At 65.3% G+C, this 26825-nt stretch carries 29 protein-coding genes and 2 pseudogenes; 21 read left to right on the top strand and 10 right to left on the bottom strand.

Features of this window, described 5'->3' with window-relative positions:
- The first annotated feature begins 1 nt into the window (after position 1).
- Both ACSKB9_RS06785 and ACSKB9_RS06780 read left to right on the top strand, forming a co-directional pair.
- On the top strand, positions 2-1216 hold the full coding sequence (locus ACSKB9_RS06785; RefSeq protein WP_438072148.1) for an amidohydrolase family protein: 1215 nt from the start codon (positions 2-4) through the stop codon (positions 1214-1216).
- 187 nt (positions 1217-1403) lie between these two features.
- Positions 1404-1607 carry a hypothetical protein gene (locus tag ACSKB9_RS06780; protein WP_429041284.1) on the top strand — a complete coding sequence of 68 codons (204 nt, stop codon included), beginning with the start codon at positions 1404-1406 and terminating at the stop codon, positions 1605-1607.
- A gap of 153 nt (positions 1608-1760) precedes the next feature.
- Here the strand turns inward: ACSKB9_RS06780 and ACSKB9_RS06775 are convergent, their stop codons facing one another.
- Positions 1761-1970 (bottom strand): hypothetical protein, encoded by a 210-nt coding sequence (locus tag ACSKB9_RS06775; protein WP_438072146.1) that lies wholly within the window; start codon positions 1968-1970, stop codon positions 1761-1763.
- A gap of 420 nt (positions 1971-2390) precedes the next feature.
- Here ACSKB9_RS06775 and glsA point away from each other — a divergent pair, with 420 nt between their 5' ends.
- From glsA to ACSKB9_RS06755, 4 genes are all read left to right on the top strand, one after another.
- Positions 2391-3389 carry a glutaminase A gene (gene glsA, locus ACSKB9_RS06770; RefSeq protein ID WP_438072144.1) on the top strand — a complete coding sequence of 333 codons (999 nt, stop codon included), beginning with the start codon at positions 2391-2393 and terminating at the stop codon, positions 3387-3389.
- A 70-nt stretch (positions 3390-3459) separates the two neighbouring features.
- On the top strand, positions 3460-5112 hold the full coding sequence (locus tag ACSKB9_RS06765) for an MFS transporter (protein WP_438072143.1): 1653 nt from the start codon (positions 3460-3462) through the stop codon (positions 5110-5112).
- 421 nt (positions 5113-5533) lie between these two features.
- Positions 5534-6097 carry an HdeD family acid-resistance protein gene (locus tag ACSKB9_RS06760; protein ID WP_438072141.1) on the top strand — a complete coding sequence of 188 codons (564 nt, stop codon included), beginning with the start codon at positions 5534-5536 and terminating at the stop codon, positions 6095-6097.
- 166 nt (positions 6098-6263) lie between these two features.
- Positions 6264-7571 (top strand): amidohydrolase family protein, encoded by a 1308-nt coding sequence (locus ACSKB9_RS06755; RefSeq protein ID WP_438080089.1) that lies wholly within the window; start codon positions 6264-6266, stop codon positions 7569-7571.
- A gap of 114 nt (positions 7572-7685) precedes the next feature.
- On the opposite strand, the gene ACSKB9_RS06750 is transcribed toward ACSKB9_RS06755, so the two are convergent.
- A complete protein-coding gene (locus ACSKB9_RS06750) occupies positions 7686-8141 on the bottom strand; it encodes a hypothetical protein (protein ID WP_225160318.1) in 456 nt (151 codons plus the stop codon).
- A gap of 70 nt (positions 8142-8211) precedes the next feature.
- Between ACSKB9_RS06750 and ACSKB9_RS06745 the strand changes: the two genes are divergently transcribed.
- From ACSKB9_RS06745 to ACSKB9_RS06725, 5 genes and pseudogenes are all read left to right on the top strand, one after another.
- Positions 8212-8997 (top strand): ATP12 family chaperone protein, encoded by a 786-nt coding sequence (locus tag ACSKB9_RS06745; RefSeq protein WP_438072139.1) that lies wholly within the window; start codon positions 8212-8214, stop codon positions 8995-8997.
- A 64-nt stretch (positions 8998-9061) separates the two neighbouring features.
- A complete protein-coding gene (locus tag ACSKB9_RS06740; protein ID WP_438072137.1) occupies positions 9062-10645 on the top strand; it encodes a flagellar hook-length control protein FliK in 1584 nt (527 codons plus the stop codon).
- The gene (locus ACSKB9_RS06735) at positions 10642-10905 is read left to right on the top strand and encodes an EscU/YscU/HrcU family type III secretion system export apparatus switch protein (protein WP_028335488.1); all 264 of its coding nucleotides are present in this window, start codon (positions 10642-10644) and stop codon (positions 10903-10905) included. Before ACSKB9_RS06740 ends, ACSKB9_RS06735 begins: the two co-directional genes overlap by 4 nt.
- 133 nt (positions 10906-11038) lie before the next feature.
- Positions 11039-11852 (top strand): annotated as a pseudogene (blaOXA, locus tag ACSKB9_RS06730) (class D beta-lactamase).
- 86 nt (positions 11853-11938) lie between these two features.
- Positions 11939-12595 (top strand): carboxymuconolactone decarboxylase family protein, encoded by a 657-nt coding sequence (locus ACSKB9_RS06725; RefSeq protein WP_438072135.1) that lies wholly within the window; start codon positions 11939-11941, stop codon positions 12593-12595.
- A 176-nt stretch (positions 12596-12771) separates the two neighbouring features.
- Here the strand turns inward: ACSKB9_RS06725 and ACSKB9_RS06720 are convergent, their stop codons facing one another.
- Complete coding sequence (locus ACSKB9_RS06720) at positions 12772-14130, bottom strand: PLP-dependent aminotransferase family protein (RefSeq protein WP_438080087.1); 1359 nt, start codon at positions 14128-14130, stop codon at positions 12772-12774.
- Positions 14131-14482: 352 nt separating this feature from the next.
- Between ACSKB9_RS06720 and ACSKB9_RS06715 the strand changes: the two genes are divergently transcribed.
- Positions 14483-15346 (top strand): DMT family transporter, encoded by an 864-nt coding sequence (locus tag ACSKB9_RS06715; protein ID WP_253608233.1) that lies wholly within the window; start codon positions 14483-14485, stop codon positions 15344-15346.
- Positions 15347-15489: 143 nt separating this feature from the next.
- On the opposite strand, the gene ACSKB9_RS06710 is transcribed toward ACSKB9_RS06715, so the two are convergent.
- Positions 15490-15912 (bottom strand): DUF4260 domain-containing protein, encoded by a 423-nt coding sequence (locus tag ACSKB9_RS06710; protein ID WP_438072133.1) that lies wholly within the window; start codon positions 15910-15912, stop codon positions 15490-15492.
- Positions 15913-16066: 154 nt separating this feature from the next.
- Here ACSKB9_RS06710 and ACSKB9_RS06705 point away from each other — a divergent pair, with 154 nt between their 5' ends.
- Entirely contained in the window at positions 16067-17599 is a 1533-nt protein-coding gene (locus ACSKB9_RS06705; RefSeq protein ID WP_438072132.1) for an acyl-CoA carboxylase subunit beta, read from the top strand.
- 94 nt (positions 17600-17693) lie between these two features.
- On the top strand, positions 17694-18041 hold the full coding sequence (locus ACSKB9_RS06700) for a hypothetical protein (protein ID WP_028338231.1): 348 nt from the start codon (positions 17694-17696) through the stop codon (positions 18039-18041).
- Between the two features lie 417 nt (positions 18042-18458).
- On the opposite strand, the gene ACSKB9_RS06695 is transcribed toward ACSKB9_RS06700, so the two are convergent.
- Together ACSKB9_RS06695 and ACSKB9_RS06690 are read right to left on the bottom strand one after the other, a co-directional pair.
- Complete coding sequence (locus ACSKB9_RS06695) at positions 18459-18809, bottom strand: cupin domain-containing protein (protein WP_253608236.1); 351 nt, start codon at positions 18807-18809, stop codon at positions 18459-18461.
- Between the two features lie 147 nt (positions 18810-18956).
- Positions 18957-20205 (bottom strand): annotated as a pseudogene (locus ACSKB9_RS06690) (glycerophosphodiester phosphodiesterase family protein).
- Between the two features lie 92 nt (positions 20206-20297).
- Between ACSKB9_RS06690 and ACSKB9_RS06685 the strand changes: the two are divergent.
- Together ACSKB9_RS06685 and ACSKB9_RS06680 are read left to right on the top strand one after the other, a co-directional pair.
- A complete protein-coding gene (locus tag ACSKB9_RS06685; RefSeq protein WP_438072129.1) occupies positions 20298-20615 on the top strand; it encodes a hypothetical protein in 318 nt (105 codons plus the stop codon).
- A gap of 135 nt (positions 20616-20750) precedes the next feature.
- On the top strand, positions 20751-21047 hold the full coding sequence (locus ACSKB9_RS06680; RefSeq protein WP_225646188.1) for a twin-arginine translocation signal domain-containing protein: 297 nt from the start codon (positions 20751-20753) through the stop codon (positions 21045-21047).
- Positions 21048-21116: 69 nt separating this feature from the next.
- Here ACSKB9_RS06680 and ACSKB9_RS06675 read toward each other — a convergent pair whose 3' ends face one another.
- Positions 21117-21380 (bottom strand): GCG_CRPN prefix-to-repeats domain-containing protein, encoded by a 264-nt coding sequence (locus tag ACSKB9_RS06675; protein WP_016839912.1) that lies wholly within the window; start codon positions 21378-21380, stop codon positions 21117-21119.
- Here ACSKB9_RS06675 and ACSKB9_RS06670 point away from each other — a divergent pair.
- Entirely contained in the window at positions 21379-21504 is a 126-nt protein-coding gene (locus ACSKB9_RS06670; RefSeq protein WP_256520351.1) for a hypothetical protein, read from the top strand. The genes ACSKB9_RS06675 and ACSKB9_RS06670 overlap by 2 nt on opposite strands.
- Positions 21505-21683: 179 nt before the next feature.
- Here the strand turns inward: ACSKB9_RS06670 and ACSKB9_RS06665 are convergent, their stop codons facing one another.
- On the bottom strand, positions 21684-22379 hold the full coding sequence (locus ACSKB9_RS06665) for an ArsR/SmtB family transcription factor (protein ID WP_026192884.1): 696 nt from the start codon (positions 22377-22379) through the stop codon (positions 21684-21686).
- A gap of 117 nt (positions 22380-22496) precedes the next feature.
- Here ACSKB9_RS06665 and ACSKB9_RS06660 point away from each other — a divergent pair, with 117 nt between their 5' ends.
- From ACSKB9_RS06660 to ACSKB9_RS06650, 3 genes are read left to right on the top strand one after another with little or no spacing between them, the layout of a single operon-like run.
- A complete protein-coding gene (locus ACSKB9_RS06660; protein ID WP_050384507.1) occupies positions 22497-22805 on the top strand; it encodes an NIPSNAP family protein in 309 nt (102 codons plus the stop codon).
- A gap of 33 nt (positions 22806-22838) precedes the next feature.
- Positions 22839-23189 (top strand): antibiotic biosynthesis monooxygenase family protein, encoded by a 351-nt coding sequence (locus tag ACSKB9_RS06655; protein WP_438072126.1) that lies wholly within the window; start codon positions 22839-22841, stop codon positions 23187-23189.
- 56 nt (positions 23190-23245) lie between these two features.
- Entirely contained in the window at positions 23246-24064 is an 819-nt protein-coding gene (locus ACSKB9_RS06650; RefSeq protein WP_438072124.1) for an isocitrate lyase/PEP mutase family protein, read from the top strand.
- Between the two features lie 66 nt (positions 24065-24130).
- Here ACSKB9_RS06650 and ACSKB9_RS06645 read toward each other — a convergent pair whose 3' ends face one another.
- On the bottom strand, positions 24131-24571 hold the full coding sequence (locus tag ACSKB9_RS06645) for a hypothetical protein (protein ID WP_283070991.1): 441 nt from the start codon (positions 24569-24571) through the stop codon (positions 24131-24133).
- 143 nt (positions 24572-24714) lie between these two features.
- On the opposite strand from ACSKB9_RS06645, the gene ACSKB9_RS06640 reads away from it, so the two are divergent.
- A complete protein-coding gene (locus ACSKB9_RS06640; protein ID WP_438072122.1) occupies positions 24715-25356 on the top strand; it encodes a trimeric intracellular cation channel family protein in 642 nt (213 codons plus the stop codon).
- A 4-nt stretch (positions 25357-25360) separates the two neighbouring features.
- On the opposite strand, the gene ACSKB9_RS06635 is transcribed toward ACSKB9_RS06640, so the two are convergent.
- On the bottom strand, positions 25361-26587 hold the full coding sequence (locus ACSKB9_RS06635; RefSeq protein WP_438072120.1) for a c-type cytochrome: 1227 nt from the start codon (positions 26585-26587) through the stop codon (positions 25361-25363).
- Between the last annotated feature and the right edge of the window lie 238 nt (positions 26588-26825).

Below are 26825 nucleotides of genomic sequence, written 5' to 3'. Positions count from 1 at the left end.
CATGATCGGCACCTGGCTGCGCCTCACGCTTTTCCTGATTGGCTCGGCTGTCGCCTCGGTGACGGCGCAGGCCGAAACGATCGTGCTCCGCGGCGGCACGCTCTACGCATCGGCCGATGCGGAAGCGCTGCCGGATGCGGTGATCGTGATGACCGACGGCGTCATCAGCGCGGTCGGCAGGTCCGGCGACATCCAGGCGCCGCCGGATGCCCGCGTGATCGATTGCAGCGGCAAGACCATCGTCGCCGGCTTCTGGAACAGCCATGTCCATTTCACGCAGAAAGTCTGGCGCAACGCCGGCGCAGCGCCGGCCGCGGCGCTGACGCAGCACATGCAGGAGATGCTGACGCGCTGGGGTTTTACCACGGTCTGGGATCTCGGCTCCGATCCGAGCGACACGTTGCCGCTGCGCAAGCGCATCGCCGCGGGCGAAGTCGCCGGCCCCAACATCCTGCTTGCCGGCAACATCTTCCCGAAGGGCGGGCACCCCGTCTACATCCCGCGCGAAGTGCAGCTTCCTGAAGTCGCAACGCCGGAGGAGGCCACGAAATGGGCACGCGACTGGCTCGGCATGGGTGAGGACGGCATCAAGCTGTTCACCGGCGCGTTCATGGGGGACAAGCCCGTCGTCAACATGGACCCTGCAATCGCCAAAGCGGCTGTCGACGTCGCGCATGCGCAGGGCAGGCCGGTGTTCGCGCATCCGCAGAACAAGGTCGGCGTCGAGACGGTGATCGAGTCCCGCGTCGACGTGCTCGCGCACACCACGCCCGGCGAACCCAGCTACACCGCGGATCAGCTGGCGCGGTTCAAGGCACAGGGGACTGCGCTCGTTCCCACATTGTCGCTGTTCACCACCGTGGTGCTCGATCCGAACGTCACCAACCGTCTGGTGGCCTCGACCGTCAACCAGCTCAAGCAGTTTTCGGAGAATGGCGGCACGGTGCTGTTCGGCACCGATGCCGGTTTCACCACGCTGTACGACACCACGCAGGAATTTCAGCTGATGCACCGCGTGTTGTCGGAGCGGCAGGTGCTGGCCTCGCTGACGACCAATCCGGCGCGGTTCTTCAAGGCCGCGAAGAAGGGACGGGTGGAGCGGGGCTTCGACGCCGATCTCGTGGTGCTCGACGGCGATCCGCTCAGTGACGTCGGCAATCTCGCGAAAGTGAGCACCACCATCCGTAGCGGCCGCGTGATCTACCAAAAGCCGTGACGAGGGCGGGGAACTCGCATCTCGGGGGCAGCGTCGACGCATGGTGCGTTCACTTGAACCGTTGCGGCCGCGTCACGACATATAGCCGATGAAACGATCCTTGATTATCGGCAGCGTTTTGCTCTGGGCCATGAGTGCGGCGAGCGCGCAATTCCCTCCGCCCGGCCGCTCGACGTGGGACCCGCCGGTGCCCCAGCCTCCGCCGCCGCCGCGGATCGAGGTGCCGGCCATCCCGAGGATGGATGCACCGACGCAGCCGAGCCTGCGTTCGCGGCCGCGCAGCTCGTTCGGCGACCGCGTCAGCCGGTGCCTCGACGAGGCCGCCGCCGCCGGCCTGAACCAGGCCGAGCGTGCCGCCTATTCGCGATCCTGCGCCAATCACCGGGATTAGGGCAGGGCGTGGTCTGCTAGGCACGCCTTGTTGACGCACGGATGAGCTTGCGAGCTCGCCGGTGCGAGCTCGAACGGCCACGCGGCATCGTTCGGCGGAGGCGCGGCGATCCGGCTCAAGGCCGTCGAACGTGCGAAGCTGGAATTTGTTTGGCTATCCAAACGGACCAGTTTGATTGCGTCTCATGATCTTGAGCGTGAGCAGAACCGCACCGAGCAAAAGAAACAGGACACCGACGACAATTGTGCTTGTCGATTCGAATGTCACGCCGACTGCTGTCAGCAAGCAGCCAACAAGGATAGCAATAAGCCCACCAAGCTTCTTTATCAACAGAAGCTGTCCGTCGCTTGCGCGCGCAACCATGATCAACCTCACTCTGTAAGTGATGCGGTCATTCCACCGTCGCCGCGGGCCGGTGTTGCTTGGACAAGCGGCGGGCTCACATCCGCACACGATGATCGTACTCTCGCGTGCCAATGATGGAAATCGCTCGTTGCTGCCATGATGACTTCGCTTTTGATTCAATTGCGCCGCGCGCGATTGGGCAATCTTGCTTACCTAGCCGCGCCGAAACGTCGCATGACTTAATCGAGTGTCGTATCGCGCAACGGCGCTGCGCGACACGCAATGCGTTCAACACATTTGTCGTAAAGTGGTCTGGACCAATGCAAGTATTGCAAAGGTTGTGCAGGGATCGTTGACTTCGTGTTTTTTTGGGAGCCTACTTCTGGTTGCCGACTAGAAGACCTGAAGCAATAAGGTCGAAATCCGCAAGGACAGCCAATGCGGCCGCCTTCGATCGCGGAACAAGCGGAGCGGCCCTACATCTCGACCGGGCACTTGCCCGAGCCCGAGATGGTGCAGGAGCTCGTGTCTCAAGCGCATCTGCGCTTCAAGTCGAACAGCGAAGGGACCAATTCGCAGGTTTATCCGGCGCTGGCCAGGGTGCCGAGTGAACTGTTCGGCGTCTGCGTGGCCGGTACCAGCGGACGTGTCTACGGCGCGGGCGATATCGAATACGAATTCTCGATCATGAGTGTATCGAAGCCATTCGTATTCGCATTGGTGTGCGAGGCGATCGGCCCTGAACAGGCTCGTGCAAAACTGGGCGCGAACGCGACCGGGCTGCCGTTCAATTCACTGGCGGCGATCGAGCATGGAGCCGGGCGCACCAACCCGATGGTGAACGCAGGCGCGATCGCGAGCACAAGCCTCGTGCCGGGTTCGAGCGCGGACGAGCAGTGGCGGTTCATTCATGACGGCTTGTCGCGTTTCGCGGGCCGCAATCTGCCGCTCAACGAAGAAGTGTACGCATCGGCATCCAAGACCAATTTTCGCAATCGAAGCATCGCGCGGTTGCTGGAGAGCTACGACCGGATCTATTGCGACGCCAGGCAGGCGACCGATCTCTACACCCGGCAGTGTTCGCTGAATGTGAGCGCCAGGGATCTGGCCGTGATGGGTGCGACGCTCGCCGATGGTGGCGTGAATCCGGTGACCCGGCAGCGGGTGGTCGATGCGGCCGTGTGCCACTATGCATTGGCCGTCATGGTCACTGCCGGACTGTACGAGACGTCGGGCGACTGGCTGTACGACATCGGTCTGCCCGGCAAAAGCGGCATTGGTGGAGGCATCGTCGCGGTGTCTCCGGGAAAGGGTGGTTTCGGCACTTTCGGGCCGCCACTGGATGCGGCCGGCAACAGCGTGCGAGGGCAGCTCGCCGCGAAGTTCCTGTCGCAAAGACTGGGCATGGATCTGTTCGTGTCCCAACCGGACGAGTGAACGAGAGGCACTGAAGATCTGTCGAGCTGTGGCCTGATCGATCGCAACGTCGGGCAGGTTGGAGGACGCGATGGCAACGCAAGCAATCTCGATCGGCGACATTCATCAGGAAGAGCGCGCATCATGGGTGCCCATGGTCGCGATTGCGTTCGGCCAGATGATCATGTCGTTCAATGTCGCGTCGTTGCCGGTTGCGATGGGGGGAATGGTGGCCAGCTTCGGCGTGCCGCCGACCACCGTCGCAACCGGAATCGTGGCTTACTCGATGCTTGTCGCCGGGTTCGTGATGCTTGGCGCCAAGCTCGCCCAAAGGTTCGGGGCGGTGCAGGTATTTCGCGCTGCCGTCGTGCTTTTCCTGATCGCGCAGATTGCGATGACGTTCAGCCCCACGGCCTCCGTCATGATTTCCGCGCAAGCGCTTTGCGGCGCTGCGGGCGCGGTGATCGTGCCCTCGCTCGTCGCGCTGATTGCCGAGAATTATGCCGGACGCCAGCAGGCGACGGCCCTTGGCGCGTTGGGCTCGGCGCGGGCTGCCGCCGGCGTGCTGGCATTCGTCGTCGGCGGATTGCTCGGCACCTATATCGGCTGGCGCCCCGCGTTTGGAATTCTCATCGTTGCCTCGGCGATCGCTTTCGCTCTGAGTTTCCGCCTGCGGCCGGACCACGGTCGCCCGAATGTCCAGATCGACCTGATCGGGGTCGCTCTTGCCGCGAGCGCGATCATCTTCATCAGTTTCGGATTCAATAACCTGAACGGTTGGGGCGTGATCCTGGCGACCCCTAACGCGCCGCTCGAATTGCTGGGCGTCTCGCCGGCGCCGGTCCTGATCGTGCTTGGCATTGTGCTCGGGCAGGCATTCCTGATGTGGACCCATCGCCAGCTGGCCGCGGGGAGGACGCCTTTACTGGCGTTGGAGGTGATCGATTTACCGGAGGAGAGGAGTGCCGTCTACGCGCTGTTCGCGGTCGTGGCGCTCGAGGCAGCGCTGAACTTCACGGTCCCGCTCTACATCCAGATTGTGCAGGGACGTTCGCCAATCGCGACGGCGATCGCGATGATGCCCTTCAATCTGACCGTTTTTCTGTCGGCGATGATGATCGTCAATCTCTACGACAAACTGACGCCTCGCCGGATCGGACGCTTCGGTTTTGGCCTCTGCACCGTCGCGTTGCTGTGGCTCGCGTTCGTCGTGCGCAACGACTGGAGCGAGATTCCCGTTCTCCTTGGACTGGTGCTGTTCGGCATCGGCCAGGGCTCGCTGGTGACACTGCTGTTCAACGTTCTGGTCACGGCCTCACCCAAGGCATTGGCCGGGGACGTCGGGTCCTTGCGCGGAACCACACAGAATCTGGCGGCTGCAGTCGGTACCGCGGTCGCCGGAGCTCTTCTGGTCGGTCTTTTGAGCACGATCGCGCTCGGCAGGATTGCGGCCAGTCCGGTGCTGACCAAGGAGCTTCAGAACCAGGTTGATCTCGGCAACATCACCTTCGTCAGCAATGATCGGCTGCGCAGCGTGCTCGAAGGCACGAGCGGTACGCCGCAGCAGGTCGAGGAAGCCGTCCGGGTCAACACCGAAGCGCGCCTGCGCGCCTTGAAGATCGGATTGCTGATCATGGCCGGCCTCGCACTGCTTGCGGTCATTCCCGCGGGACGGCTGCCGAATTATCGGCCAGGCGAAATACCGGACGACGGAGCGACCGGCGAGGGCGAGCGATCGGCCTGATCGGATGTCGGGCGCCGCGGGGCAAGAAGGTCTCTGCAAGAACGAGGTGGCAGATATGGATGAACTCGATCGTCGCATCGTGCTCAGGAGAATGCTCGGCGGCGTCGCAGCCGTTGGTCTCGGAACCGGCTTGCTGACGCAGGTGGCCAGGGCGCTGCCACTCATCCCTGAAGATGCCCTCGTCGCGAAGACGGGTGGTCCCGTGCGGCCGCTTCATATGGTCGTCGCCCGACCACCACCGCGCCCGCGTCCTCCGCCACCGCGCCGCCGCTGGCATCGCCGGCGCCGCTGGGTCTGTTGGTGGCACAGAGGTCGCCGCCGCTGTGGATGGCGCTGGTGACGGCTGGCACAAGCTTCGGCAGCTCGAGTGGCCCGGTTGCGCGCGACCGGGCCATGGCTGCTTGGGATCAAGGAGGACGACATGGCTACCTATGAGAACAGTTCCACGATGCTCCGCGGGCTACCTGGTCCGCCTTTATGGGTCTGCGTTCTGCTGGGCCTCGTCATGATCGCCGCGGGCCTTCTGGTCCTGGGAGATGTCGTGCTTTTCACCGTGATCAGCGCCATCTTTATCGGCTGGACGGCCATCGTTGCCGGCGGGTTCGAAATCCTGCACGCCTTCTGGACCAAGGGCTGGGGTGGATTCGTGTGGCAGCTTCTGCTGGGGGTGCTCTACCTTGCCTGCGGAATCGTCCTGCTCAGCCAACCGGTGGCGAGCGCGCTGCTCCTGACCTATGCCCTCGGTCTCATGCTTTTAGTCTCCGGGATTGTGCGCATGCTGGTCGGCATCGGCCATTGGCAGCAGTCCGGCTGGATCATGCTGGCATCCGGGCTGTTTGGCGTCCTGGCCGGCCTCATCATTCTGACAGGATTTCCGGCAACCGGGCTGTGGGTGCTCGGGCTGCTGCTGGGGATCGATCTGCTGTCTCATGGCATCGGATGGCTGACTTACGCTTTACAGCCTGCCGCCAGAGCGGCTCAATAAGCCGTCGATCCTCCAGGGAGCAGCAGAACGCTCATTAATCGTCTGAAATCAAGTCGGCTCCTCGCGAGATCAATGACGGTCTCGCGCGATGCGCCATCGGCGGAGAGTGGACATGTCAGGTTTGAGGAAGGGCGTGAGAGTTTCGGCGCTGGTTGCGTCGATCGTGATGAGCCTCGTTGCCTTGCTGCCCGCGCAAGCTCAGCAGGATGGCGACGTGCTGTTTCAGAACGTGCGCATTTTCGATGGCAGGAATGGCGCGCTGTCCGGGCCGTCCAATGTGCTGATCCGGAACAACAAGATCGAGAAGATTTCGACTGCGGCGATCACGTCCGACGCTCAGGTGATCGCCGGCGACGGACGGGTGCTGATGCCCGGGCTGATCGACGCGCACTGGCATGCATTGCTGGTACGCCCGACGCCGGCGGCCGTGATGGCCAGCGATGTCGGTTACACCAATCTTCTTGCGGCCGCCGAGGCAACGGCCACGCTCATGCGCGGCTTCACCACCATTCGCGACATGGGCGGGCCGGCCTTTTCCCTCAAGCGGGCGATCGACGAAGGTCTCGTCGCCGGTCCTCGCATCTACCCATCCGGTGCCATGATCACCATCACCGGCGGCCATGGCGACTTCCGGCCGCTGTCCGATCTGCCCAGAACGATCGGCGGCATGCTCAGCCGCATGGAGAGGATAGGCGGCGCCATCGTCGCGGATAGCCCGGATGAAGTTCGCGTGCGCGCGCGCGAGCAGCTCATGCAAGGGGCTACGCAGGTCAAGCTCACGGCGGGCGGTGGGGTGGCGTCGCCGTTCAGCCCGCTCGATGTGTCCACGTTCACTGAACCGGAGTTGCGCGCCGCGGTAGAAGCTGCCGAGAACTGGGGTACCTATGTCGCCGTACACGCCTACACACCGGTCGCGATCCAGCGATCGATCGCAGCGGGGGTCAAGTGTATCGAGCATGGTCATTTGATGGACGACGCGTCGGCCCGCCTGATGGCCGAGAAGGGAATTTGGCTGAGCACCCAGCCCTTCCTCGATATGTCGGGCGCCAGCGCCCTTGGACCTGCGGAGCAGGACAAGATGCGGCAGGTTGTTGCCGGCACCGACCGGGTCTACGGCTTTGCCAAGAAGTACAAGTTGAAGACGGCCTTCGGTACCGACGTTTTGTTCTCGAAAGCGCTCGCTGACCGGCAAGGCGCCATGCTGTCAGCCCTCACGCGATGGTACACGCCGGCTGAGGCGCTCATCATGGCGACATCGACGAATGCAGAACTGCTCGGTCTGTCCGGGCTTCGAAATCCATATTCAGGCAAGCTGGGCGTGGTGGAGGAAGGCGCGTTCGCCGACCTTCTGCTGGTCGATGGCAATCCAATCGACAACATCAAGCTGATCGAGGATCCGGGGAAGAACTTCCTGGTCATCATGAAAGATGGGAAGGTCTACAAGAATCTTCTCGGTGGTGACCGGAACAGGTAGGCGGACATGGTCACAAGGCGGGCCAAGCGGCAGCATCAAAGCATCGGCTCGTAGCCGATATGGCTGCCGACGTGGCCGGTGGAGCAGCGATCGCCGGAAGGCAAGGGCAGTCTACTACCGCCGAAACTGCGTCAGAAACGTCCGCAAGGAATCGTGCGGGCTCTCGACATCCGAAATCACCCAGCCGTCGGGACCGTTGACGACGATGAAGTTGAGCGTGACGGCGCGGCCTTCATTGTCGAATGTCACCGTCACGTCGGCCTTGTCGAACTGCCGGCGCGGGATGGCGATCGAGATCGGGCCGAGCCGCCAGGTGGGGCTCTGCACCAGAAAATCGTAGGGCGCATCGTGCAGCGCGGTCCAGGCACCGCGCAGGGTGGGATCGAAGAATCGGCGAGCGGTTTCCTCGTCGCGCGGCAGGCCGTTGGAATATTCGGCGCTGCCTCGCCCATAATGGGCGTAGACGTTGCGGATCAGGGATTCCGGCGAACGGAACCCGGCGCAGGCTGTGGCGGCGGCGAAAACCGCCGCAACCAGCGAAAAACCCGCAAGGAATTTGCCGCGTCCCATCAGCTTTATTTGCCGTTGCCCCTGACATATCTTGCAGGGAAATCCCTTTGAACGAAAGCTACCCGGCGCGATGCGCGAACTTTTCGACGATGTCCCAGAACAATCTCCGTTCGATCCGCAGGAGGCGGTGCGGCGCCACATTCGCACGCCCCAGCGCAAGCGGTTTTACACCAGCGCCGGCGTCGCGGAGGCCGACGGCGGATTTTCGATCACGCTCGACGGCAAGCCGATCCGCTCGCCGTCGGGCAAGCCGATCGCGGTGCCGACGCGGGCCATTGCGGACACGGTGGCGGCGGAATGGAATGCGCAGCGCGAGACCATCGATCCCATGACCATGCCGCTGACGCGGCTTGCCAACAGCGTGATCGAGGGGGTGATCGATCGCGTCGACGAGGTCGCCGACGATGCGGCCAAGTTTCTCGGCAGCGACCTGTTGTTCTATCGCGCCGGCCATCCCGAAACGCTGGTGGCGCGCGAGGCGCAGCATTGGGATCCGATCCTGTTCTGGGCCGCTGACGCGCTCGGCGCCCATTTCGTGATGGCCGAGGGGGTGATGCATGTCGGCCAGCCCGAGCGTGCGATCAAGGCGGCGCGGGCGGCGTTCCCGACCGACCCATGGTCGGTCGCGGCGCTCCATGTGGTGACGACGCTGACCGGCTCGGCGCTGCTGGCGCTGGCGTTGGCGCATGGCGTCCGCGACGAGGACCAGGTCTGGGCCGCCGCCCATGTCGACGAGGACTGGAACATCGAGAAATGGGGCGTCGACGAGGAGGTCGCCGCCCGCCGCGCCGCCCGCCAGCTCGATTTCAAGGCCGCCGCCGGCGTGCTCAGGGAGCTCAAGCCGGCTGCCGGTTAACGAGGGGTTTACGGCGCCGGGCTAGCCTGCGGCACGTTCCTCGCGCCTGGCCGAGACCTCTGACATGGCAATCGCCATCAATCCCGTGCTGCCGGTGCTCGCCTCGAAGGAGGCGGACAGCGTCGCGCCGGACCTCACGCTCGAGGCCGGCAGCGTCGTCAATGCGCAGGTGCTGAAGGTGCTGTCCGCCGATCTGGTGCGGATCGCGATCGCGAGCCTGTCGATCGACGTCCAGACCGAGGTGCCGCTGCAGCAGGGCCAGAACCTGCAGCTCGCAGTGTCGCAGACCAATGACGGCATCCGCCTGCAGCTGGTCGGGCCGGGGCCGGACACCGGCGATGCCGTACGGCTGTCGCCGGCAGCGGCCAACGCCACGGATGCCGCCCAGCCGGTCGCCACGGCACCGAAGGCTGTATTGACGCCGCTGGAGCGCGTCACCATCACCGCGACGGCGCAGACCGCGGCGGCGGTGCAGGGCAGCCAGGCGCCGCTGTTTGCCAATCTCGCCGCGCTCGCCTCGGCCAATCTTTCGCCGAAGCTGCAGGCCGCGATCGCGCAGGTGCTGGCGCAGCAGACCGGTCTCGACGAGAATTTGAGCGGCGATGCGGTCAAGACCGGCTTGCAGAAATCTGGGCTGCTGTTCGAGGCGACGCTCGCCGCGGGCATTGCGCCGGCGAGCGGCAGTGCGCCCGATCTGAAGGCCGCGCTGATCGTGCTGCGCCAGGCGCTGACCTCGCTCGGCGCCAGTGATGCCGGCAGGCCGGCGTCCACCACATCGCTCCAGCAACCGGCGCTGGCCAGCGCCGCCACGGCACCGAGCCTCATGCCATCCGGCACGCCAGACCTCGACGTTCAGGAGATCCTGCTGCCGCAGGCCCGCCTGCCGGTCGCCGAGGATGTCAGCCGCGGCACCGCAGGGTTCGCAGGGGCGCTCGCCGATGCGCTCGATGCCGGCCCGTCCTCCGGCGGCGCGCTCAATCTCATTCAGGAAGCGCTGCACGAGCTCGGCAACCCCGCACGGCAAGGCGCCGCACCGAGAGAGATGCTGCCGGGTGAATTGCCCGCACGCAGAAACACGCCGCCACCGCCGTTTCACGGCGCGCTGCCGTCGGCGCAGGCCGTCGCCGAGCCGTCGATCGCCCCAAACACGCCGCTCGCGACCGCCGCGCATCGCCTGCTGGAGAACACCGACGCCGCGCTGGCGCGGCGAACTCTGCTGCAGGTCGCCTCGCTGCCGGACCGTGGCGACGGGTCGCGGCCGCAGCTCGACGCCATGCTGCCGCGCTGGAATTTCGAGATCCCGTTCCTGACCCAGCAGGGCACGGCGATGGCGCAGTTCGAGATTTCCCGCGACGGCGGCGGCAATGAGGTCGAAGCCGCCAAGCGGGTGTGGCGCGCGCGCTTCACGCTCGATGTCGAGCCGGCCGGCCCGGTGCACGCGCTGGTCTCGCTGAACGGCGAGCGCACCTCGGTGCGGATGTGGGCCGAGCGGCCCTCGACCGCCGCGCAACTGCGCGCCGGCGCCTCCGAACTGAGCCAGGCGCTGACCAGGGCCGAGCTTACGCCCGGCGACATCGAGATCCGCGACGGCACTCCGCCGCAACCTGCGCCCGCGCGCGCCGGCCATTTCCTGGACCGCGCATCATGAGCGAGGCCAACAACCAGCTGGCGGTCGCACTGCATTACGACCACGCCGGCGCGCCGCGCGTCGTCGCGAAAGGCAAGGGCGCGATCGGCGCCAAGATCATCGAGGTCGCCAAGGCCAACGACATCCCGATCGAGGAGAACGAGGTGCTCGCCGGCGCGCTCTCCAATGTCGAGCTCGGCGACGAGATCCCGGCCGAGCTCTACAAGGCCGTCGCCGAGGTGCTGGTGTTCGTGCTGCGGATGTCGGGCAGAGCGCGTTAGCGATCGCGTTTTCGAGCGAAGCGGGAACCGGTTCGCGTGAAGAAAACGCGACAAGCAAGTGAGTCTTCTTGCCATCCTTTCACCACGATGGCATCCACCATCGTCGTCAACGCGAACCTGCCCAGGACTTGTCGTGATCCATCGCCGTCATGCGCTCGGTCTGCTTGCTGCCGCCGCGATCCTGCCGTCGCGCAGCTTCGCCAACGTGTCCTACCAGCGCAGCGAGTTTCGCGAGGAGCTGCAAAAGCGCTTCTTCGAGCTCGGCACCGAGGGCACCTTCGTCGGCTACAAGGTCGAGGACTATCTGATCATCGCCAGCGACAAGGTCCGCTCGGGCGACGGCAAATTGCCGGCCTCGACCTTCAAGATCCCGAACGCGCTGATCGCGCTCGAGACGGGGGTGGTGCAGGACCCCGACAAGGACGTCTTCAAGTGGGACGGCACAACGCGGAGCATCGAGGCCTGGAATAAGGATCACACGCTGCGCTCCGCGCTCGCGGTGTCGGCGTTTCCGGTGTTCCAGGAGATCGCCCGCCGCATCGGCGAGGAGCGGATGAAGAAGTATCTCGACATCATCGACTACGGCAACCGCGACATCGGCGGCGGCATCGACCAGTTCTGGGTGACCGGCAATTTGCGGATCGATCCGGTGCAGCAGATCGATTTCCTCGAACCGGCTGCGCCGCGGCGTGCTGCCGGTCGGCAAGCGCAGCCAGCAGCTGGTGTGCGACATTCTCCCGGTGACGAAGGTCGGCGACGCCGTCATTCGCGCCAAGACCGGCCTGACCGACAAGGAGCACGGCTCGCTCGGCTGGCTGGTCGGCTGGGCCGAGAAGGGCACCGACATCACCGTGTTTGCGATGAACATGGACTGCAAGACCCAGGCGCAGACCGATGCGCGGATGAGCGTCACGCAGCAATGCCTCACCGATATCGTCGCGCTGTGACGGGCTGACCTCCGCGCAAACGCTTTGCGTTTGTCGCGCGCGACGCCATGCTCTAGCATCCTCCGATAAATCAAAGCGGAGGAATCATGCATTCAGCAACAGTCTGGCTCTCGTCGCTCACGCTGGCCGCGGCCGGCGGCTGGCTCGCGGCAACGGTGTTTTCAGCGCCGGCCACCAGCAAGGAGCCGCGCTTCCCGCAGCTCACGATGGAGCAGCTCAGCGACCTGCAAAAACCGCTCGGCGAGCAGATCATTAAGGTGTCGAGCGTCGGCATCGGCGGTCCCTACAATCCGATGATCCGGAGCCCGGTGCTCGGCCAGCGGCTGTACGATCTGTTCTATTATCTGCGCTGGCAGACCTCGGTGCCGACACGGCTGAACGAGTTCGCGATCCTGATCATCGGCCGGCAGTGGCGCTCGCAGGTCGAGTGGTTCGCGCACGCGCCGCTCGCCGCCAAGGCCGGCCTGCCGCCCGATGTGATCGCGGAGCTCAAGGCCGGCAACCGGCCGTCGAAGATGGCCGACGACGAGGCGGTCGTGTACGACTTCGTCACCGAGCTGACCACGACCAAGAAGGTCTCCGACGAGACCTATGCGCGCGCCAGGAAGATTTTCAACGATCAGCAGATCGTCGACCTCACCGCGGTCGCCGGCAATTACGTGATGGTGGCGATGATCCTGGCGATGGCGGAGGAGACCGTGCCGCCTGGCAAGGAGGAGCCGTTCAAGATTGGTGAGAAGTAGGGGCGGCGCGGACTCCGTTCACCTCGCCCCGCGTGCGGGAGAGGTCGGAACGCATCGCAGATGCGTTCCGGGTGAGGGGACTCTCCTCAGGCACAGCTATCACCGTGCAAGAGGAAGCAGCCCCTCACCCCAACCCTCTCCCCGTAAGAACGGGGAGAGGGAGTAGGGCGCCGTCGCTATTGGCGCCCGATCGCCCGCTGCAAGGTCGGCATCAGCTTCGGGTCGCGGCATTGCGCGACGTTGAAGCGCATGAAGGCGGCGGCCGTCTGCGAGGCGCTGAACACGTTGCCCGGCGCCAGCACGACATTGTCCGCGAGCGCCAGCCGCGCCACATCGGCGGAGTCGCACCCGTCGGGCAGATGGCACCACAGATAGAAGCCGCCGCGCGGCATCAGCCAGGGTGTGACGCCGATGCGCTGCAGTTTGTCGCCGACGTCGCGGCGGGCGCGGGCAAGGCGCCGGCGCAGCTCTTCGACATGCTTGCGATAGAAGCCGCTCGCCAGCACGCTGGCGATGATCTCGGTCGCGACCGCGCTCGGGCCGCCGAAGCCGGTCGCGACCTGGAGATCGACGAGATCCTCTATCCAGTCCGCCCGCGCCGCGATGAAGCCGCAGCGCACCGATGCCGACAGCGTCTTGGAGAAGCTGCCGATCCGGATCACGCGGCTCAGGCCATCCAGCGCGGCGAGCCGCGCCGAAGGCTCCGGCTCGAAGTCCGCAAAGATGTCGTCCTCGACGATCGTGAGGTCATAGGCTGTCGCGGCATTCAGCACGCGGTGCGCGGTTTGCGGCGACAGCGTCGCACCGGTCGGATTATGCAGCGCCGAATTGGTGACATAGAGCCGCGGCCGCTCGGCGGCGAGTGCCGCCTCGAAGCTGGCAACATCGGGGCCCGACGCCGTGTAGGGCACGCCGACGATGCGAACCTGATGCGCGCGCAGCAGCGCCCGGAAATTGAAGTAGCAGGGATCGTCGACCAGCACGGTGTCGCCCGGCCGCAGCAGGAAGCGGCAGACGAGATCGATCGCCTGCGTGCCGGACGCGGTCAGCAAAAGCTGCTCGGGCGGCACCTCGAGGCCCTCGTCGGCAAACCGCGCCATCAGGATCCGACGCAGCGTGAGCGAGCCGCGCGTCGCGCCGTAGTCGGAGAGCACGGCGTCGTCGGCCCGCGCCAGGCCGCGCAGCGCGCGCCGCAGCGCTTCGGTCGGCATCCACTCGGCGGGCAGCCAGCCGCAGCCGGGCTTGAGCGCGCCGGTCTCGGCATCGAGCGATTGCCGCGACACCCAGAACGGATCCACCGCGCGGTCGCGTTGCGGCTGGTCCTTGGCGAGCGCGAGCGGCGGCAGCGCCGTGGACGAGACATAGAAGCCGGAGCCGGGCCGGGCCCGGATCAGGCCCTCGGCCACCAGTCGGTCATAGGCCTCGACGACGGTGGAGGGCGAGACGCCCATGGTCGCGGCCAGGCCGCGGATCGAGGGCAGGCGGTCGTCGGCGACCAGCGCGCGGCTCGCCACCTTGGCGCGGATCGCGTTCATCACGTCGGTGGTCCGCGTCGCCTTTGGCGCATCGGATTGCTGTTGCAAGTGTATGCCTACCTTTGCCCATACAGTTTTACGGTATTGTACTGATCTGTAGCTGCCTTGGCGAGCCTCCGCCGGCTATGGTCGGTGCGAGGTCGGACTCGGCTTCACCTCGCCCCGCCAGCGGGGAGAGGTCGGAACGCATCGCCAGATGCGTTCCGGGTGAGGGGAAGTCTCCACGAGTTCGGCCGTTACCGAGTATGCGGAGCCGCCCCTCACCCTAACCCTCTAAGAGCGAGCTTCGCTCGTCTCGGCCCCGCAAGAGCGGGGCGAGGGGGCGCAGTTACGTTTTGGGAAGCAAAGTACGATGGACAAGGCTTCGATCGACGGCTGGGGCAGCGGCCTGCTCGGCGTGATTATCTTCAGCGGCTCGCTGCCGGCGACCCGCGTGGCCGTGGCAGGGTTCTCGCCGCTGTTTTTGACTTCGGCGCGGGCGGCGATCGCGGCGCTGCTCGGCGCCGCGCTGCTTGCGGTGCTGCGGCAGCCCTGGCCGCAGCGCAAGGATCTGGTGTCGCTGACCATCGTCGCACTCGGCGTCGTGATCGGCTTTCCGCTGCTCACCGCGCTCGCGCTCCAGCACATCACCTCGGCGCATTCGATCGTGTTCATCGGGCTGCTGCCGCTGTCGACCGCCGTGTTCGGCGTGCTGCGCGGCGGCGAGCGGCCGCAGCCGCTGTTCTGGCTGTTCTCCTGCATCGGCAGCGCGACGGTCGGCGCATTCGCGCTGTCGAGCGACGGATCGGCGTCGCTGACCGGCGACCTCCTGATGGTCGCCGCCATCATCGTCTGCGGCCTCGGCTATGCCGAAGGCGCGGCGCTGTCGCGGCGGCTCGGCGGCTGGCAGGTGATCTCCTGGGCACTGGTGCTGTCGGCGCCGGTAGTGCTCCTGATGACGATCATGACGCTGCCGCCGAGCTGGCAGGGCATCGGTGCGCCGGCCTGGCTCGGGCTCGCCTATGTCTCGATCTTCAGCATGCTGGTCGGCTTCGTGTTCTGGTACCGCGGGCTTGCGATCGGCGGCATCGCCAGCGTCGGCCAATTGCAGCTGCTGCAGCCGTTCTTCGGCCTCGCGCTGGCCGGCCTGTTGCTGCACGAGCAGGTGCCGTGGTCGATGATCGTGGCGACCATGCTCGTCGTCGTCTGCGTGGTGTTCGCGCGCCGCTTTGCTTGACGTCTGTCTCTCCTCACGGTGAGGAGCGCGGAACGCGCGTCTCGAACCATGAGGCCACAGGCGGGCCTGCATCCTTCGAGACGCCAGCAATCGACGCGCACGCGTCAATTTGACCGGCCGTGCGTGACGTCAGGAAGCGGGTGCTAGGCGGGCTCCTGCGCTTTCCCGATCCGCCCGAGATGGGTGAAGCCGAAGCCTTTGGAATATTTCAGCCCGTAGCCGAGCGCGCGGTCGATCCCGATATGGGCGAGCCAGATCATCGCGATCGACAGCACCAGCGGCGCCGCGGCGGCAAAGCCCAGCGTCATCAGCGCGACCGGCGCCAGATAGCTGTGGGCGGCGTTGTAGACGATGGCGCCGACCCGCGGGCCGGCGAGATAGGCCGCGAAACTCAAATCCGGCACTAGGAACAGCAGGACATAGACCAGCCACGAGCCCTCCCATTGGGCATAGAGCACGGTCATGCCGAGGAACAGCACGAGGCCCTCCAGCCGGAGCAGGGTGCGCACCCCGCCGGTCGGTGCGCCGGTCTCGACCGTGGCCGTGCTCGTGTTGGTCATCGCCATCTCCCCAGATATCGGAAAATCCTACCGTTTTTGCGCCCGAACCCGTCCACAACCGCCTTTCCGGTTCCGAAATGGCCGTGCTAAGCCATTTCCGAACGAAGCGGACCTCGGCTCGCGCCGGGACGCGGACTGTAGCTAACACGGGCGGAAACAAATGAAAGATATCCTCGATACCCTCGAAGAGCGGCGCGCCGGCGCCAAGCTGGGCGGCGGCGAAAAGCGCATCGAGGCGCAGCACGCCCGCGGGAAGCTGACCGCCCGCGAGCGGATCGAGCTCCTGCTGGACAAGGGCTCGTTCGAGGAGTTCGACATGTTCGTCGAGCACCGCTCGATCGAATTCGGCATGGAGAAGACCAGGATCCCCGGCGACGGTGTCGTGACCGGCTGGGGCACCGTCAACGGCCGCAAGACGTTTGTCTTTGCCAAGGACTTTACGGTGTTCGGCGGCTCGCTCTCCGAGACCCACGCGCTGAAAATCACGAAACTGCAAGACATGGCGATGAAGGCGAGGGCGCCGATCATCGGCCTCTATGACGCCGGCGGCGCGCGCATCCAGGAGGGCGTCGCGGCTCTGGCGGGCTATTCCTACGTGTTCCGCCGCAACGTGCAGGCCTCGGGCGTGATCCCGCAGATCTCTGTCATCATGGGCCCCTGTGCCGGCGGCGACGTCTATTCGCCCGCGATGACCGACTTCATCTTCATGGTGAAGAACACCAGCTACATGTTCGTCACCGGCCCCGACGTGGTGAAGACCGTCACCAACGAGGTGGTGACCGCGGAAGAACTCGGCGGCGCCTCGGTGCACGCCACGCGCTCCTCGATCGCCGACGGCGCGTTCGAGAACGACGTGAACGCGCTGCTGCAGATGCGCCGCCTGATCAACTTCCTGCCCTCGAACAACAGCGACGGCGTGCCGGAATGGCCGAGCTTCGACGATATCGGGCGGGTCGACATGTCGCTGGACACGCTGATCCCCGACAATCCGAACAAGCCCTACGACATGAAGGAATTGATCCTCAAGGTCGTCGACGAGGGCGACTTCTTCGAGATCTCGGAGACCTTTGCGAAAAACATCGTCACCGGCTTCGGCCGCATCGCCGGCCGCACCGTCGGCTTCGTCGCCAACCAACCGATGGTGCTGGCGGGCGTGCTCGACAGCGACGCCTCACGCAAGGCCGCGCGCTTCGTCCGGTTCTGCGATGCCTTCAACATCCCGATCGTCACCTTCGTCGACGTGCCGGGCTTCCTGCCGGGCACCGCGCAGGAATATGGCGGCCTGATCAAGCACGGCGCAAAGCTGCTGTTCGCGTATTCGCAGTGCACGGTGCCGCTCGTCACCATCATCACCCGCAAGGCCTATGGCGGCGCCTTCGACGTCATGGCCTCGAAGGAAATCGGCGCCGACATGAACTACGCCTGGCCGACCGCGCAGATCGCCGTGATGGGTGCCAAGGGCGCGGTCGAGATCATCTTCCGCTCTGACATCGGCGACCCCGACAAGATCGCCGCCCGCACCAAGGAATACGAGGACCGCTTCCTGTCCCCCTTCATCGCCGCCGAACGCGGCTACATCGACGACGTCATCATGCCGCATTCGACAAGGCGCCGCATCGCGCGGGCACTGGCGATGCTGAAGGACAAGAAGGTCGAAATCCCCGCGAAGAAGCACGACAATCTGCCGCTGTGAGGAGAGCGTAGGGTGGGTTAGCGCAAGCGTGACCCGCCGCGTTCGCTCCGCACGATCCGTAGCGGGCCTGACCCGCCCGACAGGTCCGAACCTGATGACCGAAGACGAGCCGACCGACGAGATCTCCGAGATCGAGGCGCAGATCGAGGAGCTTGCCGAGAGCGCCGAGCGCTCCCGGCGGATCATTCTCGGCTCGAAGGTCGCGATCGCAGGCGGGTTCGCGTTGCTGGCCGTCGCGCTGCTCGGGCTGTTGGGCGCCGGTCAGACCGCGGCACTCGGATCGATCGCACTGGTGCTCGGCGGTATCGTGTCGCTCGGCTCGAATGTCAGCACACTGCGGCAGACCGAGGCTGCGATCAGCACCGCCGAGGCGCGCCGCGCGCGTTTGATCGGCAATATCGACCTGCGCCTGGTTCACGACGCGCCGCTGAAACTGATGTGAGGCGCGGCGGGCGCGCAAAGCGGCGCCACAAACTCAGTGTCGTCCTGGCGAAAGCCAGGACCCATTACCCAAATCTCAATTGTTGCGCGACGCTGGGGCCGCGATCCCGTTCATCACCGAAATGCGGTGGTTATGGGTCCCGGCTTTCGCCGGGACGACGATCGTGTGTGAGGAACCCGCACCGTCATCGCCAGGTTCGCCCCGCATGCGCGGGTGATGACACCGTATAGGCTGTTTGAGATGTAAATCGGTTTCTATCCTTCGAGTCGTCCCGGGCAAGCGCAGCGCGACCCGGGACCCATAACCACAGCTCAATCTTGTTGCACGATGTTGGGGCCACAGCTTGCTTCACAACGCAACGGTGGTTATGGGTCCCTGCTTCCGCAGGGACGACGGCGCAGCAAGCGACGCGTGTCCTCAGCCTGCCGCCAGCGGCACGTAGTCGTATTCGCCGACGCCTTGCAGGATCAGGAACGTCAGCGACGTCGTGCCGGCATTGGTGACGAGGTGAGGGCGGGTCGGGCGGACGGCGTAGACTTCGCCGACCTTCAGGTTCACTTCCTCCTTGGGCTCCTGCAGGAACAGCCGCATCTGGCCCTCCAGCACATAGAAGGTGTCGGAGATGTTGCTGTGGGTGTGCCACGGCACCTTCTGGGTCGGCGAGAGCTGCAGCTCCATGATGCGGAAGCCGGGGCGGGCGGCGTGCTGGGCGCGGCGCTCGACTTCGTAGAGATGGCTGGCGTCCTTGACCGGTTGTCCTGGCTTCATGGCGACCTCCCTGTGGTGTTGTCCCGTCGGGCGGGAAGGCGATGATGCTAGTCCCGTTCTGCCGCGCGCGGAACGGCCGGAATGGTCATGGCGGGCGCGCACGGTGCGTAGGGCCTCAGGCGCGGCCGTAACCCGCCCCGCAATATCTCACTTCATCCCCATGCAGTTCGCATAGAATGTGGTCGTGGCCGGCCAGTCGGAAAACATCGCGCGGACGCCGACCTGTTTTGCCAGCACGTCGAGCACGGTCAGCGTGTCGCCGTCGCGGTCGATCGCCGCTTTGACCGACTTGTGGTAGAACGCACCGCCTCGGTTGAGCGGCCCGTCGCGCTCCAGCGACCAGCCGATCAGATCGAGGCCGGCGGCCTTCGCTGCCCTGGCGTAAGCCGACGGGACGATCTCGCCCTTGTCGTTCAGCGCCAGCATCGCGAAGATCGGCGGCCCCAGGATCGCGACGCCGGAGGCCTTCAATTCCTGCATCGACGGCTTCCAGGTCTCCGGCCGGTTCGGATCGAGGCCTGCTTTCTCGTAGCGGTCCTCGAGATAGAGTGCCTGGCCGGCAAAGTCGGCTTCGGTCTTCACCCAATAGAGGATGTCCTTGAGGCTGAAGCTCTGCGGGAACACGTCGCTCGGCTGAATGCCGGCGGCCTTGTAGGCGGCGAGCATCTGCGTCGCATATGTCTCCTGGGTGTAGTCGCCGTCGAACGGCATCGCCACTTCCGGTGCCTTCAGCTCGGGCGTGAATTTTGCGCCGAGAACTCCTGATCAAGGCGATGCTCTCGTCATGGCTCATCAGCGTGCCGGAATTGGCGTAGAGGTCGGTGCGCCAGCGCGGCGTGCCATTTTGGTACTCCTCGGGCGTCCTCGCATCCGGATTGAAGCCGTCCATTTTCGCGGTGAGCCGCTTGAATTCGGCGAGCGTGATGTCGCTGGTGCAGCATTTCGCCGATGCCTTCCTGCCGGTGGCGGGGTCGGCCGGGCTGAAGGGCTGCGTGCATTTTGCGGCGAGACCCGGCACCGTCAGGATGTTGGTCGTGGTCTGCAGGTCGCATTGCGAGTGCCGGCACACCAGCTGGCGATCCCGCGTGAAGGTGACGTCGCATTCGATCACGCCGGCGCCCATCCGCGCCGCGGCGAGATAGGATTCGCGGCTATGCTCGGGAAATTGCAGCGCGGCGCCGCGATGGCCGATCGAAAAATCCGTCTTGTGGAACGGCCCAGTGCATTGGCTGAGCTGCTGCTTCAGGGGCCCGTCCTTCATCTTGTCGACCAGATAGAACGGGCGCGGCCCGAGCTGCGCCTCACGCGGCAGCGCGATCTCCTCGGCGGCAGCCGGCAGCGCGGCGCCGAGGGCGAGCAGGAACGAGAGCAGGGCGGTGCGGTGACGGGCAAGCATGGGTGATCCCCCTGATCAGGCATTGTCAGCAGACCGACATATCACGGAGCATGGACCGGCCGCGTGTGCGAAATGAAACCATGGAGGAAACAATGCCGGCAGCCTATTTCGTCGTCCGCGCCACCTTCACGGACGCCGCCCGGCGTGCCGCCTTCGACACCTGGTATTCGCGCGAGCATCTGCCGGACGCGATGAAATCGTTCGGCGCCGAGCGCGCCTGGCGATGCTGGAGCCTGAGCGATCCCTCGCTGCACCAGGCGACTTATCAGTTCGCCGACGAGAAGGCGCTCGAGCGCGCGGTGAGCAGTGAGGACATGAAGCGGCTGGTCGCCGACTTCAACCGTGACTGGCCGGAGGTGACACGCACGCGCGATCTCCTGGTGCAGGCGGAGGAGACGACGGCGGCATGATGGTTGCGTGACGTCACGACGTCGACAACCCTCGAGTTCCATGAAACGTGAACGCGCGGTTCAGCGGGCGTTCAGCTCGTGAGGCAAAAACTCGCTGCTGCAGTTGGTCCAACTCAGCAACAAAGGGAAACGCTCATGGAACGCCGGGATTTTCTGAAGATGGCCTTCGGTGCCGCCGCCGGAGCCGTCACCTTCGCAGCGACGGCGCAGGCGGCGCCGCTCGCGCCGCTTCCTCTCAACCAGGATGCACGCGCGCCGGCGGCTGGCGATGCGCATCCCGCCGTCACCACGGGTGACGAGGTCGGCCGCATGAAGCCCGAGCAGGTACGCTGGCATCATCGCCATTGGGGTTGGCGTCACCGGCACTGGCACCGCAGGCATTGGGGCTGGCGTCGCCACCATTGGCGTCGTCATCACTGGCGCCGCTGGTGACGTCGACTCCATGACGAAAAGAAAAACCCCGCGCCAGGCGGGGTTTTGTTAGTTCGGAATCTGCCGCGATCAGATCGGGCGGCAACGGCCATAGCGCCAGGCAAAACCGTAGGGGCAGGCGCGGACACGCGGCGCCACCACGACGGGGCGCTCGACCACGACCGGCGGGCGCACGACAACGGCGCCCGGCGCGACGACGACGCCGCGATTCCTGACGCAGCCGCCATAGGGGCCACGGTGCCAGCCGGGGCCGCAGCCACCGGCCGCATCAGCGGCGCTGATGCCGGCGAATGCGGTCGTCAGCAGAACTGCTGCAGCAAAAAGATACTTCATGTCTTCTCCTTTTTTATTTTGGGCCGCGCTGCGGCACCGCAACAAGCTTTCGTCTACCGATTCGCCCGGCCGGATCATTGCAGAAGGCGTGCCCGATGTCGCCGACCATAATGTTGCGGCCTGAATGCGACATGAATGTTGCAGCTCAAAGCTGCGTCAGCACGCCGCAAGCCGGCTCAGCATCAGTTCGAAATATTTCGCGGACGCGGGCAGCCGCGCGCACATGGCGAGCGTACGAAAATACATCGGAAGGCGAGGCAAGCGAGACCGGCGGTTCATCGACGCTTGCCCGAAGGCGCGCCGCTATTGGTCCGGGCCGAACAACGCAGCGAATCGCTTCTCGCCGTTACGCGAAAAATTGACCACGCGGCTGCCCGGCGCAGCGTCGCGCGCGGCCCATTTCAGTTCCGTGAAGCGGTCCATCATGGCAGCGCCCAGCGTGCCGGCAAGATGATGCCGCCGCTCGCTCCAGTCGAGGCAGGCCTTGCACACAGGACGGCGCGGATGCGTCAGCGCATCGGCGTCGATCTGCAGCTCCTCGGCCATGAAGCGCTTGCCTTCGCCGGTGAGCTCGATCGCCTGCTTGCTCTGGCGGACCAGCTTCTGCCGCTTCATGCTGTCGAGCATCTGCACGCCGAGATCGCCGGCGAGATGGTCGTAGCAGATGCGGGCGCGGCGCAGCGCCGGATCCTTCGGCCCGGTGCGCACCCGCATATGGCCGGCGCGGGCGGCAATGCCCTGCAGGCCTTCCAGCACGTCGGCGACGTCGGGGTCGGAGAGGCGGTAGTAGCGGTGGCGGCCCTGCTTCTCGGGCTCGATCAGCCCGCCGGCCTCGAGCTTGGAGAGATGCGAGCTCGCCGTCTGCGGCGTGATGCCGGCCTCCTGCGCCAGCTCACTCGCGGTCAGCGCCCGGCCGGTCATCAGCGCGGTCAGCATGTTGCAGCGTGCGGGATCGCCGACCAGAGCGGCGATCCGGGAGATGTCGGGTCCTGCTTTCATAGTTCGATGATAGACGAAGCATCGAGGTCGGACAAGCCGCTATTGTTCACCGTGCCGTCATTGCGAGGATTGCTTCGCTGACGCTCGCAACAACGGAAACATGACCGGAGGCCATCAATGACCGTCACCGTTTTCATCCGCTACCAGCTCGATCCATTCAAGCGCGCGATGTTCGAGGAGTATTCGCGGAATTGGCTCTCGATCATCCCGCGCTGCGGCGGCGACCTCATCGGCTATTGGATGCCGCATGAGGGAACAAACAACATCGCCTTCGCGCTGATCTCGTTCGACAGCCTTGCCGCTTATGAGGCCTATCGCGCGCGGCTGCGCCAGGACAAGGAGGGAGTGGCGAACTTCAACTTCGCGGAAGAAAACCGCTTCATCCTCGCCGAGGAACGGACATTTCTCCGCAAGGTCGAGGTATAGTAGGGCCACAACAGCAATGTGCGGGAGGCGCCCATGATCGCAGTGATCTTCGAAGTCTGGCCCAAGCCTGAGCAACGGGATCTCTATTTCGACCTCGCCGCCGAGCTGAAGCCGATCCTGCAGGAGATCGACGGCTTCATCTCGGTCGAGCGGTTCGAGAGCGTTACCGAGAAGGGCAAGTTCGTGTCGCTGTCATTCTTTCGCGACGAGGCTGCGGTGGAAGCCTGGCGCAACACGATCGAACATCGCCGTACCCAGGCCAAGGGCCGCGCGCGGATTTTCGAGAACTACCGGCTGCGGGTGGCAAGCGTGATCCGTGATTACGGCCTGAACGAACGCGATCAGGCGCCGAAGGACAGCCGCGCGGTGCATGAGCCGCACTAGCGGGCGGATGCGTGGGTGCCTATCTCTGCGCGGCCAATGACTCCAGGGAGCGACCAATGCCACTGCCAACTGCTGACAAACGCGCCGCCTTCAAGAAGCTGCATGAGAGCGGCTGCTTCATCATTCCGAATCCGTTCGATGTCGGCAGCGCCAGCGCCTTGCAGCATCTCGGCTTCAAGGCGCTGGCGTCGACCAGCGCGGGCTTTGCATGGACCATCGCCAAGGCCGACAACCGCGTCACCGTCGATGACGTCTGCGACCACCTGACCGCACTGTGCGCGGCGGTCGATATTCCCGTCAATGCGGATTTCGAGGGCGGCTTCGCGGTCGAGCCCGACAAGGTCGCCGCCAATGTCGCGCGCGGCGTCAAGACCGGCGTCGCCGGGCTTTCGATCGAGGACTCCACCGGAGACGCCGCCAACCCGCTGTTCGAGCACAAGCTTGCGGTGGAGCGCATCAAGGCGGCGCGCAAGGCCATCGATGCCGACAACAGCGGTGTGTTGCTCACCGGCCGCTGTGAGGCATTCCTGTGGGGCAAGAAGGACATCAATCTGGTGATCGAACGGCTGCAGGCCTATTCGGAAGCAGGAGCGGACGTCCTTTATTCGCCGGGCATCGCGACCAAGGAGGAGATTTCCGCGGTTGTGAAGGCGGTGGCGCCAAAGCCGGTCAATCTGTTGATCGGCGGCGCGTCGGAGCTGACGCTGCAATCGGTCGCCGATCTCGGCGTGCGCCGGATCAGCGTCGGCGGAGCGCTGGCGCGGATGGCCTGGACCGGCGTGATGAAGGCGGCCAAGGAGATGGCCGAGAAGGGCACCTTCACGGAATTCGCCAACGGCTATCCCGGCGGCGAGCTCAACAAGATGTTCAAGTAGACTCACACGCAAAAAAGCAGCGGGCCGCCGGGGCCCGCTGCTTCGTCGCTCACGATAGCGAGCGGATTACTTGTTCTTGTCGCCGGTCGAGTCGGACGGCGTCGCCGAGCGGTCGATGTCCTGTCCGGTCGGCTTGTTGGCCGACGGAGACGCCGGCTGCGCAGGTGCCGCGCCCGTGGTCGTGCCGGGCTGGCTGTTCGGCTTCGGCGTCACGTCGCGCATGCCCGGAGGCGGCGCGGCCGGATTGGCCGGCTGCTGCTGCGCGGTCTGCGCTGACGGCGTGGTGCCCGCCTCATGCACCGAGGTATTGTTCAAGCCGTAGAACAACGCACCGAGCACCACGGCCACCGCGACGGCGAACATCGCGATCTTGGTGGTGCTGGCCGGTCCCTCCTGGAGTTCCGGGTCCGGCTGCAGCTCGTTGTCCAGGCTGTTGAAGCGCGCCTGACGGCGCATTTCGTCCTCGGTCAGGTTGGCGCGATACGGATCGTCAGGTTGATGGGCCATTGCAAGGTTCCTCCGTTAGCCCTGAAAGCTAAACGCAGGGGACAATGGCTGGCGCGCGAGGATGTTCCGCGCCAATGTTGCAACCTGTTCATGCAGGAACCGCCGATTCCTCGGGTTCCAACCTGTTTCATGAGGCCTTTTCAATGTGGACCATGCCGCCCACCGATTCGGTGCTGCACTTGCTCTCGTTCATTGCGGTTGCGGCGCAGTCGATGACGGCGGCGCTGGCGGCAGGCAGGCGCAGCATGGACTGGGCCGGCGTCTGCATGCTCGGCGCGATCACCGCGCTCGGCGGCGGCACCATCCGCGACGTGCTGCTCGGACATTATCCGCTGCTCTGGGTCGCGCACCCGATCTACCTTGCGGTCGCGGCGGCGGGCGCCTTCGCCACCATCCTGCTGGCGCGGCTCGTGCACCGGCTCAACCTCGCATTCCTGGTGCTCGATGCGATCGGACTTGTGGTGTTCACCATGACCGGTTGCGACGTGGCCTCGCAAGTCGACGTCCCGCTGCCGATCGTGATCGTCGCCGGCATGATCACCGGCTGCGCCGGCGGCGTGCTGCGCGACATCCTCTGCAACGAGGTGCCGCTGTTGTTTCGCAGCGAGCTCTACGCCAGCGTCTCCGTGGTGACCGGACTGTTTTATGTGACCGGCCCCGGGCTGCAGGTGAACGCCCAGCTCTGGACCGCGCTGACCTTCGCACTCGGGCTGACGTTCCGCATGCTGGCGATCCGCTACCGATGGGGGATGCCGAAATTCGTGTTCAGCGACGAGGAGCGCTGAACGGCTATTTCGCCGTCCGCGCCTTGGCGACCTCGTCCGCGGTGACGGCCGGCGCCGCGTTGCCCCAGGCATTGCGGATGTAGGTCGCAACGTCCGCGACCTCCTGGTCGGTGAGCTTGGGATAGGCCGGCATCGAGCCGCCGTTCGGGGCGCGCGGCGTGGTCACGGTCTGTGCGCCGTCGAGGATGATGCGCAGCGTGCTTGCTGGATCGGCCGATTGCAGATTGGCGTTGCCGGGCAGAGGCGGATAGATCCGCGGCGCGCCGGAGCCGTCGAGCTCATGGCAGGCGATGCAGGCCCCGCGGTAGATGCGTTCGCCATTGCTCATCTGCGCCGGCGAGGGCGGGGTGACCTCCGGCTCCGGCGCGCCGGCAGGCAAGCTCTTCAGATAGACCGCAATCGCGTGCACATCGGCGTCGCGCATCTTCGAGGTCGAATTGAGCACCACCTCGGACATCAGGGGGCCGGCATGGCTGTGCCCGTTGCGGCCGCTCTGCAGATATTCGGCGATGTCAGCCACGCTCCATGATTTCAACCCGCTGCGCGCGGCGCCATCGAGCCTTGGCGCGAACATGCCTTGCACCATGCTGCCACCGAGCGCCTGGTCGCGCCTGTCGGCGCCGAAGGCGTTCTTGGGCGTGTGGCAGGCGCCGCAATGGGCGAGGGCCTCGACGAGATAGCGTCCGCGATTCCATTCCGCACCCTTGCCCTGGTTCGGCTGGATGATGCCCGGTGTGAAGAACAGCGCGTTCCACGCCCGCATCAGCAAGCGATAGTTCAACGGCCAGCGCAGCTCCGGCGGCGGCGCCTTGTCGTTGACCGGCGCCAGCGTCGCGAGATAGGCACGGATCGCCAGGATGTCGTCGCGGATCAGCTTCGTAAAATAGGGGTAGGGGAAGGCGGGATAATAATGCGCGCCGCTCGGCGCGACGCCCCTCCGCAGCGCGCGCAGGAAATCGTCGTCGCTCCAGCCGCCGATGCCGGTATCGCGGTCGGGGGTGAGGTTCGGCGAGAACACCGCACCGAACGGCGTGTCGATCCGCTTGCCCCCGGCAAAAGGCTTTGCCGGATCGGCCGTGTGGCAGCTGGCGCAGTCGCCGGCGATCGTGAGCGCCTTGCCGCGGGCGATGACGTCGTCGGTCGGCGCGGCGGCACATTCGCGGGTCGCGAGCGCGCCGCACAACAGCGCTGCAACCAGAATCGCACCCGTCGTTCGAAATCGTCGCCGCATCCATTTACCTTCCGCACCTTCCGGTCCACAAGACACGTCACGCCATTTCGCCACGGGCCTGTCCTGCGACAGAAACCGAAACCGCCCTGCAATATTCCCGGCACGAAATTGCGATTTTTGAGCCACGGGCCTGGTCGCCCAGAATTGTGCTGCGCGGGCCGGAAAATCCGACATAGACTGGTTCTAACAAGCTCGGATGACTAGCTAAAAAGCAGTCGTCGCGACCAGCGAAAAGAGG

The sequence above is a fragment of the Bradyrhizobium sp. BR 1433 genome, from assembly GCF_051547665.1.
Taxonomy (GTDB): domain Bacteria; phylum Pseudomonadota; class Alphaproteobacteria; order Rhizobiales; family Xanthobacteraceae; genus Bradyrhizobium; species Bradyrhizobium australafricanum.
The sequence above is the reverse complement of the archived record's forward strand: the minus strand, read 5'-3'. Positions and strand labels throughout refer to the sequence as shown.